Origin of the sequence: Rathayibacter sp. AY1C5 (assembly GCF_002931705.1) — a bacterium.
Lineage (GTDB): Bacteria > Actinomycetota > Actinomycetes > Actinomycetales > Microbacteriaceae > Rathayibacter.
The window spans coordinates 1-16,572 of sequence record NZ_PSWD01000004.1 but is presented as its reverse complement, the minus strand read 5'-3'; the positions used below and the strand labels follow the sequence as shown (position 1 = coordinate 16,572).

The window sequence follows — 16,572 nt, the reverse complement described above, 5'->3', positions numbered from 1 at the left end:
CCACCGACACTGAAGGCTTCATGACTGCGACCGATTCCGCCCGCGCCCTGCTCCAGCTCGCGGCCACCGCCGCCGACTCCAAGGGCGGTGAGGACCTCGTCGCCCTCGACGTCTCGGGGCCGCTGCCGCTGGTCGACATCTTCCTCCTCGCCACCGGCCGCTCCGAGCGCAACGTGGTCGCGATCGCGAACGAGGTGGAGGACCGCCTGAACGATTCCGGCGCCAAGCTGCTGCGCCGCGAGGGCCGCGCGGAGGGCCGCTGGATCCTCCTCGACTTCGGCGACCTCGTCGTGCACGTCTTCCACGAGGAGGACCGCATGTACTACTCGCTCGAGCGCCTCTGGAAGGACTGCCCGACGGTGCCGTTCACCCTCGAGCAGCCTGTCGCCGTCGAATCGTCGACGTCCTCGAACTGACGAACACGCCCGGCGACAGCGCTCGATTTCACTTCACGCGAATCGTGTTGTAGTTTATTCGAGTTGCTTCCGCCGGGCGGAGACAGCGAAAGACAGCACGAAGCAAGACAGAACACAACATGGGTCCGTGGCGCAGCTGGTAGCGCACCTGCATGGCATGCAGGGGGTCAGGGGTTCGAATCCCCTCGGATCCACCGAACAGGTCCGCACTCCTCCGGGAGTGCGGACCTTCGTCGTTCCCTGCGTTAGAGGGTCCGGCGCCGTCCTGTCCGGCGCCGTCCTGTCCGGCTCAGGCCGGCGCGGCCAGCCATGACCGTGCCCGTCCGGCCACCGGGTCCCCCTGCTGGTCACGCGCGGGTCGGCCCGACCGGCTCCACATGGCCGCCGCATCCGGCGAGGAATCCGGAGAGCTCGCCCCAGGCGTCCTCCCCGATCGTGGTGCCCGGGCGCCGTGCGAGATCGGCCAGAGCGTCCGTCAGCTCGTCGACTCCCGTCAGGATCCTCGTCCGTGCCGCTCCCGTGCCCTGCCATCCGGGCGCGTACGTCCTGACGTCGGGGTGGCTGTAGAGCACGGCCGTCTCGAACCACGGCGTGGGCAGACCGTTCAGGGCCAGGTGCTCCTTGAACCTCGCGGCCTGGATCCGGACCTGCCGGGCGGGGACGTGCTGCTCGACATGCGTGCGCACCGTCCACCGCGACACCGTCCCCGGTGCGATCTGAACCGCGAAGGCCTCGGGCAGGGCGTCCTCGTCGAGGAGGACGCCGTAGGAGGGGTGGACGGTACCGGGTCGCACGCCGTCGAAGACGACCCCCTGCCAGTACTTGGCCTCGATGATGAGCGCGCCGTGCCGGGTGAGCAGCAGATGGTCGATCTGCGCGAGGAAGCGGCGCGTCGTGCGCGCGTCGACCGGTACGAAGACGACGTTCGTGGCGAGGACGCCGGACAGCCCCGCCGAGGCGCACGCCTCCCGGATCAGGGTGTGCGAGACGGCCTCGCTGCTCCAGGTCCTGGCGAGCGCGTCACGGGTCTGCTCGACCTCCTCCTGCGCCGTCTCGAGCTCGTTCCGACTGAGGTCGCGCTCGGCGTCGCGCGCGCGCGTCAGTGCCTTGAGCGCCGCCTCGTGGCTCCGGTCGCGCTCGGCGATCGTGCGCTGGTGCTCCTCCGAGGCCTCCTCCGCGGCCTGCTCCGCCGCCGCTCTCGCCGCAGTGCGCCGTCGGCGGCCGGCGACGACCGTGATGAGAAGGGCCAGGAGCAGGGCGGCCGCGACGGCCCAGGGCAGGTACTCGTTCATGGTCCCCAGGCAAGCACGGACCACCGACCGTGCGCCGCCACGGCTCCTGATCGCGCCGTTCGGCGGACCGGCCGCGGTGCGCTCGCTCGTGCCCTGTCCGGACGTCTTCGTCGGCGTCCGCCTGCGCGCGCGGACGGAGACGCCGACCCTGCGCCGGCCGATCGCGCGGGCGGAGCCCTACCGCCGCCTGGCGGACGCGATGCACGACCAGCACGAGGTCCGGCTGACCGGCGTCGAGGGCACGCTGCTGGGCATCGTCGGCCCGCAGCCGTTCCAGGGGATCAGCGTCGCCGGCCTGCACACGCACGTCGTCGACACCACCGACGGGATCGGCGGCCACGTGCTCGCCGCCTCCGGAGTCGCGGGCCTGCTCGAGATCGAGCAGTACGGCGGCATCACCGTCCGCCTGCCGGAGTCGGACGACCACCTGCGAGCCGACCTCGACGCGGCGGCCGACGCAGACGCCGCGATCCGCGCCGTGGAAACCGACCACCCGCGCTGAGCGGCCCTACCCTGGACGCATGCCCTCACTGCGCGACGTCCACGCCGTCATCGACCGTCTCTGGCCGGAGGCGGCCGCCGAGAGCTGGGACGCGCCCGGCCTGGTCACCGGCGACCCCGACGCCGCGGTGGAGCGGATCCTGCTCACGGTCGACGTGGTCTCCGACACCGTCGCGGAGGCCGTCGACGGCGGTTACCAGCTCCTGGTCGCGCACCACCCGCTGCTGCTGCGCGGCGTCACCTCGATCGCCGAGGACGGCTACAAGGGCCGCCTGCTCGCGGACCTCGTCCGGGGCGGCTGCGCACTGATCTCGGCCCACACGAACGCCGACATCGTCGCGGACGGCGTCTCGGACGTGATCGCGACCCGCCTCGGCCTGACCGGCACGACTCCGCTCGTCCCGGGCGCCGACCCGTCGGTCGGGCTCGGCCGGGTGGGCGACCTGCCCGAGGAGGTGACGCTCGGACGCCTGGCCGGAGCCGTGGCCGAGCTCCTGCCGGCCACCGCAGGGGGAGTGCGGGCCGCGGGCGCCTACGAGACGCCCGTGCGCCGCGTGTCGCTCTGCGGGGGAGCGGGGGACTCGCTCCTGGACGCTCCCGCCGTCCGCACGAGCGACGTCTTCATCACCGCCGACCTCCGGCACCACCCGGCCTCCGAGGCGCGCGAGAAGGCCCTGCACGGCACCGGGCCCGCCCTCATCGACGTCTCGCACTGGGCGAGCGAGTGGCTGTGGCTCGACGTCGCCGCGACCGCGCTGCGGGAGGCCCTGCCCACGGTCACCGTCGAGGTGAGCGAGACCCGCACCGACCCGTGGGATTTCGCGATCGTGCACTGACCCGCCGCGGGCACGGGAGAATGGACGCGGCGCGCCCGTACTGCGCGCCGGGAACGAGGACCGCCACGTGAAAGCCAGCCCCGCACACCAGCGCGAACTCCTGACTCTGGCGAGTCTGGACACGAGGGGCGCGCAGCTGCGCCACGCCCTCGCGACGCTCCCGCAGATCGCGCGGATCCAGGCGATGCAGGCCCGCGACAACGAGACCCGCCGCTCCCTCGCCGAGCGCACAGGGCGCCTCGAGGACGTGCGCACCGAGCTCGGGCGCATCGAGTCCGACGTCAGCGTGGTCGAGAAGCGGCTCACCCGCGATCGCGACCGCCTGCAGACCGCATCCGCGGCCAAGGACATCGCCGCGCTCGAGAGCGAGATCACCTCCCTCGTGAAGCGACGGGGAGACCTCGAGGACATCGAGCTGACGCTGATGGAGCGGATCGAGGGCATCGAGTCCGAGGTCGCCGCGGCTCAGGCCGAGCGCGACGAGGTCGTCGCCTCGCTCGGGACCCTCGCCGAGGAGCGCGACGCGCAGGCCGAGAAGCTCCGCGACAAGCAGGAGGCGCTCGCCCGGGACCGGGCGGACCTGGTGACGACCCTTCCGGAGGACCTGGTCGAGCTGTACGAGAAGCAGCGCGCCCGCTACGGAGTCGGCGCGGCCCTCCTCCGCGGGAAGGTGTCGGAGGGGAGCGGCGTGGCCCTCACCGAGTCGGACCTCTCCTGGATCCGCGCCTCCGCTCCCGACGAGGTCGTCCTCTGCCCCGACAGCGGCTGCATCCTGGTGCGCGGCGAGGAGTCCACCCTCGCCTGAGCCGTACACTGGACGGGCGAACGGGCCGGCAAGACGGTCGCGTCATCGCGGCGAGAGCCGTGGTGCCGAGGAACGTCCGGGCTCCGCAGAGCAGGGCGGTGGGCAACACCCACCCGGGGCGACCCGCGAGACAGTGCCACAGAGAACAGACCGCCGTCGGCTCCGGCCGGCGGTAAGGGTGAAACGGTGGTGTAAGAGACCACCAGGGGCCGGAGTGATCCGGTCCGCTCGGTAAACCTCGCCCGGAGCAAGGTCAGACAGAGGACGATGCGGCTGCTCGTCGGGTCCTCGGGTAGACCGCTGGAGGGTCACGGCGACGTGGCTCCGAGAGAGATGGCCGTCCAGCGCCCGCCGAGAGGCGCGGCGTGAACAGAACCCGGCGTATCAGCCGACCCCTTCGCCACGAGATGCCCCGCCCCGGCGGGGCATCTCGCGTCTCCGCCGGTTTCTTCGCGCTCCCGCCCGCAGTCAGCGCGACGGCCTGCGGGGGCGGTTCCCGGGTCTCGATACACCCTTGCGCGGCTACTCGTTGAGACTGGCGCAGTCCATCTCTCCCGCTGCCTCCTGCGGACGAAGCGGTGCATCACGACGTCCGGCAGGCGACGGTCCCGGAGGACGGTCCCGAGACGCCGCTGCGGATCGACCGCCGAGGACCAGGTGCCCCGCCCCGTCGTGGCTCACCGCGACGACTGGACCTCGAAGGTCCGATCACGCCCGTGCGCCACGGCGCCACGCACGAGGCGAACCGGCGGAACGCGTGCCGGCGTTGCGCCGTAGCCGTCCGCACCCCGCTCCCCGGAACGCGTCACCTCCCGAGGCCGACCGCGCCTCGGCGGGCGGGGACCGCCGAGAAAAAAGACTCAGCCCCGTCCTGCGAGCGCGGCCGCGCCGAGGATGCCGGCGTTGTTGCGGAGCGCCGCCGGGATGATCGGGGTGCGCAGGTCGAGCAGCGGGAGGAACTCGTCGTGGTGCTTGGAGATGCCGCCGCCGACGATGAAGAGATCGGGCCAGAGCAGCGCCTCGAGGTGGGAGTAGTAGCGCTGCAGGCGCTTCGCCCAGTGCTTGTAGTCGAGGTCGTCACGCTCCTTGGCGGCGAACGAGGCCTTCTTCTCGTAGTCGCCGCCGTGGATCTCGAGGTGGCCGAGCTCGGCGTTGGGGATGAGGATCCCGTCGTGGATCTGCGCCGTCCCGATTCCGGTGCCGAGGGTGGTCATGATGACCAGGCCCTCCTTGTCCTTCGCCGCTCCGAAGCGCGACTCGGCGTAGCCCGCCGCATCGGCGTCGTTGACGAAGAAGATGTTCCGGCCGATCGCGTCCTCGAACAGCTTCTCGGCCTCGAGGCCGATCCACTCGTCCGACACGTTCGCCGCCGACATCGTCCGTCCGTGGACGACGACGGCGGGGAAGCAGATGCCGACCGGGGTGTCCGAGGGCAGGTCCGGGATCTTCTCGAGGATCTGCTGGACGGTGGCGACGATGTCCTTCGGCGTGCCTCCCGGGGGAGTGGCGAGCTTCATCCGGTCGCTGAGCAGGGTGCCCGCGGCCAGGTCCACCGAGGCCCCCTTGATGCCCGTTCCCCCGATGTCGATCCCGATGGCGGTCGCCGCAGCAGTCATAGCGGCCATGCTAGCGAAGGGCGGGGGTGCGGACCGACGCGGGCTGCGGCGTAGGATCGCGGCATGGCTGACGGCGACGCGAACTCCTGGTGGTACAACCTCAAGGCCGGCACGGTGGAGCAGGGATTCGTGTCCCCCTCCGTCGACCGGGTGGGACCCTTCTCCTCTCGCGAGGAGGCGGAGCACGCCCTCGAGCGGCTGCACGAGAACAGCCGCAAGTGGGCCGAGGAGGACGCCGCCGAGGACCGCTGACCGCGGCTACTCGTAGCTGTGCTCGGCGCCGGGGTAGGCGCCGGACTCCACGTCGTCCCGGTACGCGGTGACCGCTCCGGTGAGCACGCCGCGCAGATCCGCGTACTGCTTCACGAAGCGGGGGATGCGGCCGGTGGTGAATCCGGCGAAGTCCGTCCACACGAGCAGCTGTCCGTCGACGTGCGGTCCCGCTCCGACTCCGATCGTCGGGATGCGCAGCTCCTCCGTCACCTGATGTGCCGCGTCCGCGGGCACCATCTCGAGGACGACGGCGAACGCCCCGGCCTCCTGGACGGCGCGCGCGTCGGCGAGCAGCTGCTCGATGCCCTCGCCGCGCCCCTGGACCATGTGACCGCCGAGCCCGTGCTCGCTCTGCGGCGTGAAGCCGATGTGCGCCATCACGGGGATGCCCGCCTCGACGATGCGCCGGATCTGCTCGGCGGAGCGGACTCCGCCCTCGAGCTTCACCGCGTGCGCGTGCGTCTCCTTCATGAAGCGGAACGCCGTGTGCAGCGCGTCGTCGGCACCCGACTCGTAGGAGCCGAAGGGCATGTCGGCGACGACGAAGGCGCGCTCGACGGCCCCGGCGACGGCGCGCGCCAGCGGGATGAGCTCGTCGACGGTGACGGGCAGAGTGGTGTCGTAGCCGAGCACCGTGTTGCCGGCGGAGTCGCCCACGAGGAGGAAGTCGATCCCGGCGTCGTCAAAGATCTTCGCCGTGAGCTGGTCGTAGCTGGTCAGCCCGGTGATGCGGACACCGGAGTCCTTCGCGTTCTGGAAGTGGCGGGTTCGAACGCGTTTCACGGGCTGCGCTGACATGGGCGCCAGTCTACGGCGCGCCTCGGGCGCCCCGCGGGCCCCGGTCGGAGGCAGTAGCCTGAGGGTCGAAACAGGAGGGGTCTGGATGGACAAGCAACGGGACTTCGTTCTTCGTACCATTGAAGAGCGAGGGATCAAATTCGTTCGCCTCTGGTTCACCGACGTCGTCGGCACGCTGAAGTCGGTCGCGATCGCGCCGGCCGAGGTGGAGGGCGCGTTCGCGGAGGGGCTCGGCTTCGACGGCTCCGCCATCGAGGGCCTCACCCGCTCCTTCGAGGCCGACGTCCTCGCGCATCCGGACCCGTCGACCTTCCAGATCCTCCCGTGGCGCGGAGAGATCGACCCGACGGCGCGGATGTTCTGCGACATCACGACGCCCGACGGCCAGCCCGCCGTCGCCGACCCGCGCAACGTGCTCAAGCGCACGCTGGCGAAGGCGGCCGAGCGCGGGTTCACCTTCTACACGCACCCCGAGATCGAGTTCTACCTCCTCAAGTCGTCGTCCTTCGGCGCCGAGGGTCCGGAGCCGGTCGACTCCGCCGGGTACTTCGACAACGTCCCCGGAGGCACGGCGCACGACTTCCGCCGCCGCTCCGTGCGCATGCTGGAGGATCTGGGCATCTCGGTCGAGTTCAGCCACCACGAGGCGGGCCCCGGCCAGAACGAGATCGACCTCCGCTACGCGGACGCGCTCACCACGGCCGACAACATCATGACCTTCCGCACCGTGATCAAGGAGGTGGCGATCGAGCAGGGCGTCTACGCGACGTTCATGCCGAAGCCGCTCTCCGGGCACCCCGGCTCGGGCATGCACACGCATCTCTCGCTCTTCGAGGGCGACGTGAACGTGTTCTACGAGCAGGGCGCCCAGTACCAGCTCTCGAAGCTCGGCCGTCAGTTCATCGCGGGCCTGCTCAAGCACGCCCCCGAGATCACCGCCGTGACGAACCAGTTCGTCAACTCCTACAAGCGGCTCTGGGGCGGCGACGAGGCGCCCAGCTACGTCTCGTGGGGCCACAACAACCGGTCCGCCCTCGTGCGCGTTCCGCTCTACAAGCCCAACAAGGGGCAGTCGTCGCGCATCGAGTACCGGGCGCTGGACTCCGCGGCGAACCCCTACCTGGCGTACTCGCTGCTCCTGGCGGCCGGGCTCAAGGGCATCGAGGAGGGCTACGAGCTCCCGGCCGAGGCCGAGGACAACGTGTGGGCCCTCTCGGACGCGGAGCGCCGGGCGCTCGGCTACGGCGCTCTGCCCGCCAGCCTCGACCGCGCCATCTCGCTGATGGAGGAGTCCGAGCTCGTGGCCGAGACGCTGGGCGAGCAGGTGTTCAACTTCGTGCTGCTCAACAAGCGGAAGGATTGGGCCGAGTACCGCGCCCAGGTCACGCCGTACGAGCTGCGCAGCAATCTCGAGATGCTCTGACGCCTCGGCCATGCCCCGTGAACGCTCCCTCCGCGATGTCGCACGCCTCGGCTTCGCCGCGCTCGGCGAGACCGGGGCGCGGCTGGCCGAGGCGGAGGAGCTCGCCGGGCGGCAGCTCGAGTCGGTGCTGCCCTCCTTCGCCCGGGTGGCGGACCCGGACGAGGCGCTGCTCGCTCTGATCGACCTGCTGCGGCGGCACCGCGACCGGATGGACGCGGTCCTCGCCGACGACGAGGCCCTGACCCGGCTGCTTCTGGTGGTGGGGGCCTCCTCCGGCCTCGCCGACTTCCTCCAGCGCCGGCCCGACGAGCTGGCCAGCGTGCTCGAGCCGGTGCGCACGCTCCCCGGGCGCGCCGAGATGAAGGCCGAGCTGCTCGAGTCGGTCGGCGCCGTCGACGGCTTCTCGTCGCTCCGGGAGGAGGCGGGCTGGACGGCGCTGCGCGTGCGGTACCGCCGCCTCCTCACCAGGATCGTCGTCCACGACCTGAGCCAGGCCGACCCCGTCGCGGCGATCGACCGGGTGACGAGGGCGCTGGCCGACCTCGCCGGAGCCGCGCTGGAGGCGTCCCTCGCCGTGGCGCGGACCGAGCTGGTCGAGGGCACGGGCCCGGGTCGTTTCGGCCGCGACGAGGTCGCCGCCACCCGCTTCGCCGTCATCGGCATGGGCAAGGCGGGAGCGTCCGAGCTCAACTACGTCAGCGACGTCGACGTGATCTTCGTCGCCGAGGGCGACCCGGAGAAGGAGCTGACGAACGCCCGTGCGATCGACGTGGCCACCCGGCTCGCCGTGCTCCTCATGCGCGGGACCTCCGCGCTGGCGATGGAGCCGGAGCTCTGGGAGGTCGACCCGAACCTGCGCCCGGAGGGCAAGCAGGGCGCGCTCGTGCGCACCCTCGAGTCGCACATCACCTACTACGACCGGTGGGCGAAGAGCTGGGAGTTCCAGGCGCTGCTCAAGGCGCGCCCGCTCGCCGGCGACCAGGAGCTGGGGCGGGCGTACGTCGACGCGGTCGCGCCCAAGGTCTGGTCGAGCGCCTCCCGCGAGAACTTCGTCGAGTCGGTGCAGCGGATGCGGGAGCGGGTCACCGAGAACATCCCGCAGAACGACGTCCACTACCAGATCAAGCTCGGGCCCGGCGGACTGCGCGACATCGAGTTCACGGTGCAGCTGCTCCAGCTCGTCCACGGGCAGACCGACGACGAGATCCGCATGCCCGGGACTCTGCTCGCCCTGGGCGCCCTCGCCGACCGCGGGTACATCGGCCGCTCCGCCGCGGAGGAGTTCGCGCAGGACTACCGAGCACTCCGGCTGCTCGAGCACCGCCTCCAGCTGCGGCGCCTGCGACGCACGCACCTGATGCCGCGGGACGAGCACGAGCTGCGGACCCTCGCCCGCTCCAGCGGGCTCGCCCGCACGGCGGAGGAGCTGCTGAGCGTCTGGAACGGGATCAAGCACCGCGTCCGGGGCCTGCACGAGCGCCTGTTCTACCGTCCGCTGCTCTCCGCGGTCGCCGCGCTCTCCGACGGCGGCGCCGAGCTGTCCACCGGCCAGGCGGAGGCGCGCCTCGCCGCCATCGGCTTCGCGGACGCCCGCGGGGCGCTCGGCCACATCGCCGCGATGACCTCGGGCGTCTCGCGCCGCGCGAGCATCCAGCGCCACCTCGTGCCGGTGATGCTGCAGTGGTTCGCCGACGGACCGGACCCCGACTACGGCCTGCTCGCGTTCCGGCGCCTCAGCGACGCACTGGGCGGGACGCCCTGGTTCCTCCGGATGCTGCGCGACTCGTCCGGAGCCGCCAAACGGCTCACCACGGTGCTCTCCGGATCGCGCTTCGTCGGCGAGCTGCTCGACCGCATCCCGGAGTCGGCGGCCTGGCTCGAGGACGACGACGCCCTCCGCCCCCGCAGCGCCACCCAGCTCGCCGAGGAGGTGCGCGCCGTGCTCGCCCGGCACGAGACGCCCGACGCAGTCGCCTCGGTCCTCCGCTCGATGCGCCGGCGCGAGGTGCTGCGGACCGCCATGGGGGGCGTGCTCGGTCTCAGCTCGATCGAGGAGATCGCGACCAGCCTCACCGACATCATCAGCGCACTGCTGGGCGGCGTGCTCGCCGCCATCCGGCGCGGCAGTGCGACCCGGCCCGGCGCCGACGCGGAGTTCGCGATCATCGGCATGGGCCGGTACGGAGGGGCGGAGCTGGGCTTCGGCTCCGACGCCGACGTGATGTACGTCCAGCGACCCGGCACCGCCGAGCCGCACCAGGCCCAGCTCTACTCGCAGTTCGTCGTCGCCGAGCTGGTCCGGCTCACGGAGGACTCCCGCCTGCCGCTCGACCTCGACGCCGACCTGCGGCCCGAGGGCAAGAACGGGCCCCTCATGCGCTCCCTCGACTCCTACCGCGCCTACTACGCCCGCTGGTCGCTGACCTGGGAGGCGCAGGCGCTGCTCCGGGCGCGGGGAGTGGCGGGGGACCAGGCGCTCATCGAGGACTTCGAGGAGCTGGCTGACGGGGTCCGCTACCCGGGAGCGGTCTCCGACCGCGACATCCGCGAGGTGAAGCGGATCAAGGCACGGGTCGAGAGCGAGCGTCTGCCGCAGGGCGCCGACCCCCGCCGTCACCTCAAGCTCGGCCGTGGATCGCTGAGCGACGTCGAGTGGCTGGTGCAGCTCCTCCAGCTGCAGCACGCGCGGCGGACCCCGGCGCTCCGGACGACCTCGACCCTCACCGCCCTCGCGGTCGCGGAGGAGGAGGGCATGATCGGCCCGCAGGACGCGGATCGGCTGCGCGCCGCGTGGATCCTCGCGTCCCGTGTCCGCTCGGGCACCACGCTCTGGGGCAACCGCACCAGCGACGTCCTCCCGACCGACCGCCGGCAGCTCGAGGGCGTCGCGCGCCTGCTCGAGTATCCGGCCGGGTCCGCGACGGCACTCGAGGACGACTACCTCGGCGTGACCCGCCGCTCACGCGCGGTCTTCGAGCGCCTGTTCTACGGGCCGGCCGCGGGAGACGCTCCCTCCTACCGCTGACGCCCGCGCGCCGGGACGGCGAAGGGCCGCCCCTCCGAGGAGGAACGGCCCTTCGGCAGTGCTGCGGGATCAGACCCCGTAGTACAGCTCGAACTCGAACGGGTGAGGACGCTGCGCGAGGGGCTTGATCTCCTTCTCGCGCTTGTACTCGATCCAGGTGTCGATGAGCTCCTGAGTGAACACGCCGCCCTGGAGGAGGAAGTCGTGGTCGGCCTCGAGGGCGTCGAGAGCCTCGCCCAGGGTCGCGGGGACCTGCGGGATGAGCTTCGCCTCCTCGGGGGGCAGCTCGTAGAGGTCCTTGTCGACCGGCTCGTGCGGCTCGATGCGGTTCTTGATGCCGTCGAGACCCGCCATCAGCTGCGCGGCGAACGCGAGGTACGGGTTGCCGGAGGCGTCGGGCGCACGGAATTCGATGCGCTTGGCCTTCGGGTTCGTGCCGGTGATCGGGATGCGGATGGACGCGGAGCGGTTGCCGGCCGAGTAGACCAGGTTGACCGGCGCCTCGAAGCCCGGGATCAGGCGGTGGTACGAGTTGACCGTCGGGTTCGTGAACGCGAGGACGGCGGGGGCGTGCTTGAGCAGGCCGCCGATGTACCAGCGCGCGAGGTCCGAGAGACCGCCGTAGCCGTTCTCGTCGTAGAAGAGCGGCGTGCCGTCGTTCCACAGCGACTGGTGGGTGTGCATGCCCGAGCCGTTGTCGCCGAAGAGCGGCTTCGGCATGAACGTGGCGGTCTTGCCCCACTGCTCGGCCGTGTTCTTGACGATGTACTTGAACTTCAGGATGTCGTCCGCCGCGTGGACCATCGTGTCGAAGCGGTAGTTGATCTCGGCCTGGCCGCCGGTGCCCACCTCGTGGTGCGAGCGCTCGAGGATGAGGCCGGCGTCGATCAGCTTGAGGCAGATGTCGTCGCGGAGGTCGGCCTGCTTGTCGACGGGGCTCACCGGGAAGTAGCCGCCCTTGTAGGGCGTCTTGTTGCCGAGGTTGCCGCCCTCCTCGATGCGTCCCGAGTTCCAGGCGCCCTCGACCGAGTCGACGGAGTGGAACGCGGAGTTCTGCGTGATCTCGTAGCGGACGTCGTCGAAGATGTAGAACTCCGCCTCGGGGGCGAAGAACGCGGTGTCGGCGATGCCGGTCGACGCGAGGTACTTCTCGGCCTTCTTCGCGACCTGACGCGGGTCCTTCGAGTAGATCTCGCCGTTGCGCGGGTTGTAGATGTCGAAGACGAGGATCAGCGTGCGCTCGACGCGGAACGGGTCCACGTAGGCGGTGGTCACGTCAGGGATCAGCTGCATGTCCGATTCGTGGATGTTCGCGAATCCGCGGATCGAGGACCCGTCGAAGAGCTGACCGACGGAGAAGAACTCCTCATCGACAGTCGAGGCGGGGATGTTGAAGTGCTGCTGGACACCGGGGAGATCGGTGAACCGGATGTCGAGGAACTTGACGTCCGTGTCCTTGATGAACGAGAGCACCTCGGAAGAATCTTTAAACATGCAAAGGTCTCCAATGGCGTAACGGGGTGCTGCAGAGCGCAGCCGTTCCAGGGTAGTGACGGGGGGTTTCCCCACCGTGTCCCTGTTGTTTCCGACATGTTACGGGGCCGGTCCGGGGTCGGGCTCCACGTCGTCTGCCGGACCACCCGCTCCTCGGTCCGCTCCGAGACGCCGCGGATAGGATCGGAGGATGCCAGCCGCCGACCGCAGGACCTTCGCCGACGCCGCCCCGAGCTCGTACCCGGGGGAGCGTCTCGGCCTCCCCCGAGAGGGCCGCCTCTCGGTCGGACGGTCCGGCCGCCGCATCGCCGCCCTGGCCGTCGACTTCGCCGTCGCCGCTCTGCTGTCGCTCGCGTTCTTCGACTACGACCGCTGGGCGAGCCTGCTGCTGTTCGTCCTGCTGCAGGTCGTCTTCATCCCCACCATCGGCGGCAGCATCGGGCACCGCCTGCTCGGGATGCGCGTCATCCGTCTCGGCGGGGGCTGGGTCGGCGTGTGGCGCCCGATCGTGCGCTCTGTGCTGCTGGCCGTGCTGGTGCCGGCGCTCGTCTGGGACTCGGACCAGCGCGGCTTCCACGACAAGGTGGCCGGGACGGTTCTCGTCCGCTACTGACTCGCGCCGCAGACGCGACAGGCCGGCCGGGAGAGATCCCGACCGGCCTGTCGCGTCGTGCGTCAGCGCGATCGCTGAGGGCGCACCTTGAAGGGGTCGACGCCCTTCGGGATGGGCAGCGACGTGTTGAGCGAGGAGAGCCGGTTCTTCACCGCGAGGACCTCGGCCTTGGTGAGGACCTTCTTCGTCTTCGAGAGGCGGCTCGGCACCTTGTGCAGCGGAGTCGCATCGGCGTCGGAGCCGACGTGCACGAAGGTGACGGGGACGTTCGGCAGGATCCGCGACACCTTGCGCCGCTCGTCCTCGAGCATGCGCTTGGTCCGGGAGGCGGGGCCCTCCGCGATCAGCACGACGCCTCCGCGGCCGACGGCGCGGTAGACGGCGTCCTGGGTCTTACCGTTGACGGCGACGGGCATCTCCCCGCCAGTCCAGGTGCCGCGCAGTCCGCTGCGCAGGACGGCGCCGACCGCGCCGGGCTGCCCGGCGATCTGCCCGTAGGCGGCGCGCTCGGCGCGACGCGAGAGCACGGCGAGTCCGGCGACCAGGCCGGCCATCACGCCCACGATGATCCACAGCGCGATCACGAAGCCGTTGCCGTTGCCGAGCAGGATGCCGAGGAGCACGCCGAGCAGGATCGGGAGCAGGAGCGCGAGGAGGATGATCCAGACGGCGCTGCTGTCGTAGCGGCGGGTCATCTGGAACACCTGCCACATCTGCTTGAGACGTCCGGGTTCCTTGACCGCCTTCGTCGACGGTTCCGTGCTGCGTGCCATGACGTCAAGGATACCGAGCGGGAGCGCGGCGGCGGACCCCGGACGCGGATCCGACTCCTCCACAGAGGGCACGTGCGCCGATCCGTCCACCGATCGGGATCGACGGGCGTCCTCCGCCCCGACCTGCGGTCAGGCTCGCCTCATGACGAGCAGCGGGACGGTCCAGGGCCGGAGGATCGGCGGAGTGCGGACGGGGAGGCGGCGGACGCCTGCGCCGAATGCCGCACCGCCGGCCGAGCGGACGATGCGGCCGCGGGAGGCCGAGGCGCTACAGGTGTCGGCGGTGGCTCGGCTCGCCGAGCACCGCCACCGCGAGCGCATCGTCCGGGTGGAGTCGTCTCCGAGGAGGCGCATCGTCTCGACCGCCCCTCCCGTCGTCGCCACACTCGAGAGGTTCCTGCGGGTCGAGCGGGGGATCGCACTCGGCGCCGCGGTCACCCTCCTCGCCCCCGTGGTGGGCGCGGTCCGGTCGGCCGCGCTCGAGGGAGCATGGCTGGCTCCGACGACGGACGACATCGGCCTGACGGAGGAGGGTCGGCCGCTGCTGCTGCTGACGACGCCCGCCGTCGACACCCCGCGTGCGGCGCGCGACGCGCTGCAGCGGGTCCTGGAGCGCCTCGGAATGCTCTGCCCGGAGCTGCCGGTCGCCGCCCTCGCGCGGCACCGCGACCTGCTGGCGCTGGAGGGCAACCTCTACGGACTCGCTGATCCGCAGGGGATAGGCGAGGCGGTGCGGGCGCTGCCGACGTCCGGCGCGGATGCACGGGGTCGGGAGGCGGTGCCCGCTCCGGCTGCCCGGCACAGGCGGGTCCATCCGCTCGACGGCTGGCAGGACCGCCTCCGGGCGTTCGTCGTCCGGCGTCGGGGACCGCTCTCCGTCGGGACGGCGATCGTGCTGGGAGCGGTGCTCGCCGGTTCGCTCGCGGGCGGGCCCGATCGGCAGGTGCAGGATGCGGAGGCGTCGACCGCAGCCGCGCCCGTTCCGGCTCGGTCGGCTCCGCCGGCGGTGGCGACCGCGGCACCGCCGGCTCCGGTCGCGGCGACCTCACTCGACGCCGAGCAGGCGGCGGAGGTGCTGATCGACGCGGTGCGCGCGTGCGGGGACCGGGAGTGCGCCCGCGGTCTGGTCACGGCGGACTCGCCGCTCGGCGACGCAGCGGACGGCCCCGCCTCCGCTGTCCCGGCGACGGGGGAGGCGTCGGCCGTCCTCGTCGACGTGAACGGGGCATCGGCGGTCGTGCACCTCCGGACGGCCCCGGGGACGACAGCGGCCTCCGTCCTGATCATCAGGACGGAGGCCGGCTGGCTCATCCGCGACGTCTACACCGGAGCGGCCTCGTGAGAGGCGCGCTCAGGGGGAGCGTGTCAGATGCCGAGGTCGTTCTCGAACGAGCCCTCCTCGAGGCGCTCCTTGATCGCGACCAGGAAGCGCGCCGCGTCGGCTCCGTCGACCGTGCGGTGGTCGTACGAGAGCGCGAGGAAGACGGTCGAGCGGATCGCGATGGCGTCAGCACCGTCCACCTGCACGACGGCCGGCTTCTTGGTGACGATGCCGGTGCCGAGGATCGCGGTCTGCGGCAGGAACACGACGGGAGTGTCGAACAGGGCCCCGCGTGAACCGGTGTTGGTCAGCGTGAAGGTGCCGCCGGCGAGCTCGTCGGGCTTCAGCTTGTTGTTGCGGGTGCGCTCGGCCAGGTCTCCGATGGTGGAGGCGATCTGCGCGAGGTTCAGCTCGGACGCGTTCTTGAGGACCGGGGTCAGCAGGCCGCGCTCGGTGTCGACGGCGATGCTGATGTTCTCGTGGTCCGGGTAGACGATCGACTCGCCGTCGAGGGTCGAGTTGATCACCGGGTAGGCCTTGAGCGCCTCGGCCGCCGCGAGGGCGAAGAACGGGAGGAAGGACAGCTTGGCGCCGGTCTTCTCCTGGAAGCTCTTCTTGACCGAGTCGCGGAAGCGGGCGACCGCCGTGACGTCGACCTCGATGACCGAGGTGAGCTGGGCGCTCGTCTGCATCGACTCGACGGCGCGCTGCGCGAGGACCTTCCGCAGGCGCGACATCGGCTGCGTGGTGCCGCGGAGGGGCGACGTCTCGAGCGGGGTGCGCGCGGCCTTGGCGGCCGCGGCGGCGGGCGCCGAGACCGGGGCGGCCGGAGCCGACTTGGCGGCCTCGACCGCGTCGAGGACGTCCTGCTTGCGGATGCGGCCGCCGACTCCGGTTCCCGTGAGGGTGGAGAGGTCGATGCCGTTCTCGCCAGCGAGCTTGCGCACGAGCGGGGTGACGTAGCCGGGGTTGGAGTCGGTGGGCTCCGGGGAGGCGGTGCCGGCGCGGGAGGCAATGAACGTTGCCCGTGGGCTCGCCCCCGATCATTCCTTGGGGCAGCTGCTCGAACGCGCATACAACGCGGGAATCAACCCGGCGCTGTGGGAGCAGATTCGGCCCGCTGCGCTCGATGCAGAATCCGAGCGATCCCGTAACGAATGACTTGAATGCGATTGATCCGAAACCGGTTTCGCTGAATACACCATGCATCGGCGAGCCGGTTTCGGTTCGACCGCCCTCGAAAAATTCTCGATTGCAAATTGCAAATTGAGCGCGATCGAATAACAGATGCAACCGCGAAGGCGCGCAGCGCTTCGACCGAGTCCGCGAGTTCTTCGGAACGGCTTGCCGTTTCGCCTGCAGCGGCGGGCGCGCAGCGCCCAGCCC

15 protein-coding genes, 1 tRNA gene, 1 other RNA gene and 1 pseudogene are annotated in these 16,572 nt (G+C 71.2%); 11 read left to right on the top strand and 7 right to left on the bottom strand.

The window, feature by feature from the left end; translation table 11 throughout:
* Window positions 1-20: 20 nt before the first annotated feature.
* On the top strand, window positions 21-416 hold the full coding sequence (gene rsfS / locus C5C57_RS04945) for a ribosome silencing factor (RefSeq protein ID WP_104247265.1): 396 nt from the start codon (window positions 21-23) through the stop codon (window positions 414-416).
* 121 nt (window positions 417-537) lie between these two features.
* Window positions 538-610 (top strand) — tRNA-Ala (locus C5C57_RS04940).
* Between the two features lie 153 nt (window positions 611-763).
* On the opposite strand, the gene C5C57_RS04935 is transcribed toward C5C57_RS04940, so the two are convergent.
* Window positions 764-1,708, bottom strand: a complete 945-nt coding sequence (locus C5C57_RS04935; protein ID WP_104247264.1) for a nuclease-related domain-containing protein — start codon at window positions 1,706-1,708, stop codon at window positions 764-766.
* Between C5C57_RS04935 and C5C57_RS18020 the strand changes: the two genes are divergently transcribed.
* From C5C57_RS18020 to rnpB, 4 genes are all read left to right on the top strand, one after another.
* A complete protein-coding gene (locus C5C57_RS18020) occupies window positions 1,707-2,210 on the top strand; it encodes an acetolactate decarboxylase (RefSeq protein ID WP_181027152.1) in 504 nt (167 codons plus the stop codon). The genes C5C57_RS04935 and C5C57_RS18020 overlap by 2 nt on opposite strands.
* A gap of 19 nt (window positions 2,211-2,229) precedes the next feature.
* Window positions 2,230-3,045 (top strand): Nif3-like dinuclear metal center hexameric protein, encoded by an 816-nt coding sequence (locus C5C57_RS04925; protein ID WP_104247263.1) that lies wholly within the window; start codon window positions 2,230-2,232, stop codon window positions 3,043-3,045.
* 67 nt (window positions 3,046-3,112) lie between these two features.
* Window positions 3,113-3,850 (top strand): zinc ribbon domain-containing protein, encoded by a 738-nt coding sequence (locus C5C57_RS04920; protein ID WP_104226713.1) that lies wholly within the window; start codon window positions 3,113-3,115, stop codon window positions 3,848-3,850.
* Between the two features lie 21 nt (window positions 3,851-3,871).
* Window positions 3,872-4,250: RNase P RNA component class A (rnpB, locus tag C5C57_RS04915), an RNA gene on the top strand.
* A gap of 460 nt (window positions 4,251-4,710) precedes the next feature.
* Here rnpB and ppgK read toward each other — a convergent pair.
* The gene (gene ppgK / locus C5C57_RS04910) at window positions 4,711-5,466 is read right to left on the bottom strand and encodes a polyphosphate--glucose phosphotransferase (protein WP_104239180.1); all 756 of its coding nucleotides are present in this window, start codon (window positions 5,464-5,466) and stop codon (window positions 4,711-4,713) included.
* Between the two features lie 63 nt (window positions 5,467-5,529).
* Here ppgK and C5C57_RS04905 point away from each other — a divergent pair, with 63 nt between their 5' ends.
* Window positions 5,530-5,718 (top strand): SPOR domain-containing protein, encoded by a 189-nt coding sequence (locus C5C57_RS04905; protein ID WP_104223671.1) that lies wholly within the window; start codon window positions 5,530-5,532, stop codon window positions 5,716-5,718.
* A gap of 6 nt (window positions 5,719-5,724) precedes the next feature.
* Here the strand turns inward: C5C57_RS04905 and panB are convergent, their stop codons facing one another.
* Window positions 5,725-6,537 (bottom strand): 3-methyl-2-oxobutanoate hydroxymethyltransferase, encoded by an 813-nt coding sequence (panB, locus tag C5C57_RS04900; protein WP_104247262.1) that lies wholly within the window; start codon window positions 6,535-6,537, stop codon window positions 5,725-5,727.
* 85 nt (window positions 6,538-6,622) lie between these two features.
* Between panB and C5C57_RS04895 the strand changes: the two genes are divergently transcribed.
* Window positions 6,623-7,960 (top strand): glutamine synthetase family protein, encoded by a 1,338-nt coding sequence (locus C5C57_RS04895; RefSeq protein WP_068253236.1) that lies wholly within the window; start codon window positions 6,623-6,625, stop codon window positions 7,958-7,960.
* Window positions 7,961-7,970: 10 nt separating this feature from the next.
* Complete coding sequence (locus tag C5C57_RS04890; protein ID WP_104297366.1) at window positions 7,971-10,985, top strand: bifunctional [glutamine synthetase] adenylyltransferase/[glutamine synthetase]-adenylyl-L-tyrosine phosphorylase; 3,015 nt, start codon at window positions 7,971-7,973, stop codon at window positions 10,983-10,985.
* Window positions 10,986-11,054: 69 nt separating this feature from the next.
* On the opposite strand, the gene glnA is transcribed toward C5C57_RS04890, so the two are convergent.
* Entirely contained in the window at window positions 11,055-12,479 is a 1,425-nt protein-coding gene (gene glnA / locus C5C57_RS04885) for a type I glutamate--ammonia ligase (protein WP_104297365.1), read from the bottom strand.
* Window positions 12,480-12,669: 190 nt separating this feature from the next.
* On the opposite strand from glnA, the gene C5C57_RS04880 reads away from it, so the two are divergent.
* Window positions 12,670-13,092, top strand: a complete 423-nt coding sequence (locus C5C57_RS04880; RefSeq protein WP_104223667.1) for an RDD family protein — start codon at window positions 12,670-12,672, stop codon at window positions 13,090-13,092.
* Window positions 13,093-13,154: 62 nt separating this feature from the next.
* Here C5C57_RS04880 and C5C57_RS04875 read toward each other — a convergent pair whose 3' ends face one another.
* On the bottom strand, window positions 13,155-13,865 hold the full coding sequence (locus C5C57_RS04875; RefSeq protein ID WP_104223728.1) for a DUF4191 domain-containing protein: 711 nt from the start codon (window positions 13,863-13,865) through the stop codon (window positions 13,155-13,157).
* A 274-nt stretch (window positions 13,866-14,139) separates the two neighbouring features.
* Here C5C57_RS04875 and C5C57_RS04870 point away from each other — a divergent pair, with 274 nt between their 5' ends.
* Window positions 14,140-15,207: a hypothetical protein gene (locus tag C5C57_RS04870; RefSeq protein WP_104273169.1), complete on the top strand. Its 1,068-nt coding sequence runs from the start codon at window positions 14,140-14,142 to the stop codon at window positions 15,205-15,207.
* 23 nt (window positions 15,208-15,230) lie between these two features.
* Here the strand turns inward: C5C57_RS04870 and sucB are convergent.
* Together sucB and C5C57_RS18320 are read right to left on the bottom strand one after the other, a co-directional pair.
* A pseudogene (sucB, locus tag C5C57_RS04865) lies at window positions 15,231-16,184 on the bottom strand (2-oxoglutarate dehydrogenase, E2 component, dihydrolipoamide succinyltransferase); the annotation flags it as partial.
* A gap of 89 nt (window positions 16,185-16,273) precedes the next feature.
* A partial coding sequence (locus tag C5C57_RS18320; RefSeq protein ID WP_219827745.1) for a hypothetical protein occupies window positions 16,274-16,572 on the bottom strand: 299 nt, incomplete at its 5' end.

What these genes read in the sequence shown, in the direction of transcription:
- rsfS (WP_104247265.1), top strand. Translation starts at nt 21, where the DNA reads ATGACTGCGACCGATTCCGCCCGCGCCCTGCTCCAGCTCGCGGCCACC.
- C5C57_RS18020 (WP_181027152.1), top strand. Translation starts at nt 1,707, where the DNA reads ATGGTCCCCAGGCAAGCACGGACCACCGACCGTGCGCCGCCACGGCTC.
- C5C57_RS04935 (WP_104247264.1), bottom strand. Translation starts at nt 1,708, where the DNA reads ATGAACGAGTACCTGCCCTGGGCCGTCGCGGCCGCCCTGCTCCTGGCC.
- C5C57_RS04925 (WP_104247263.1), top strand. Translation starts at nt 2,230, where the DNA reads ATGCCCTCACTGCGCGACGTCCACGCCGTCATCGACCGTCTCTGGCCG.
- ppgK (WP_104239180.1), bottom strand. Translation starts at nt 5,466, where the DNA reads ATGACTGCTGCGGCGACCGCCATCGGGATCGACATCGGGGGAACGGGC.
- C5C57_RS04905 (WP_104223671.1), top strand. Translation starts at nt 5,530, where the DNA reads ATGGCTGACGGCGACGCGAACTCCTGGTGGTACAACCTCAAGGCCGGC.
- panB (WP_104247262.1), bottom strand. Translation starts at nt 6,537, where the DNA reads ATGTCAGCGCAGCCCGTGAAACGCGTTCGAACCCGCCACTTCCAGAAC.
- C5C57_RS04895 (WP_068253236.1), top strand. Translation starts at nt 6,623, where the DNA reads ATGGACAAGCAACGGGACTTCGTTCTTCGTACCATTGAAGAGCGAGGG.
- C5C57_RS04890 (WP_104297366.1), top strand. Translation starts at nt 7,971, where the DNA reads ATGCCCCGTGAACGCTCCCTCCGCGATGTCGCACGCCTCGGCTTCGCC.
- glnA (WP_104297365.1), bottom strand. Translation starts at nt 12,479, where the DNA reads ATGTTTAAAGATTCTTCCGAGGTGCTCTCGTTCATCAAGGACACGGAC.
- C5C57_RS04880 (WP_104223667.1), top strand. Translation starts at nt 12,670, where the DNA reads ATGCCAGCCGCCGACCGCAGGACCTTCGCCGACGCCGCCCCGAGCTCG.
- C5C57_RS04875 (WP_104223728.1), bottom strand. Translation starts at nt 13,865, where the DNA reads ATGGCACGCAGCACGGAACCGTCGACGAAGGCGGTCAAGGAACCCGGA.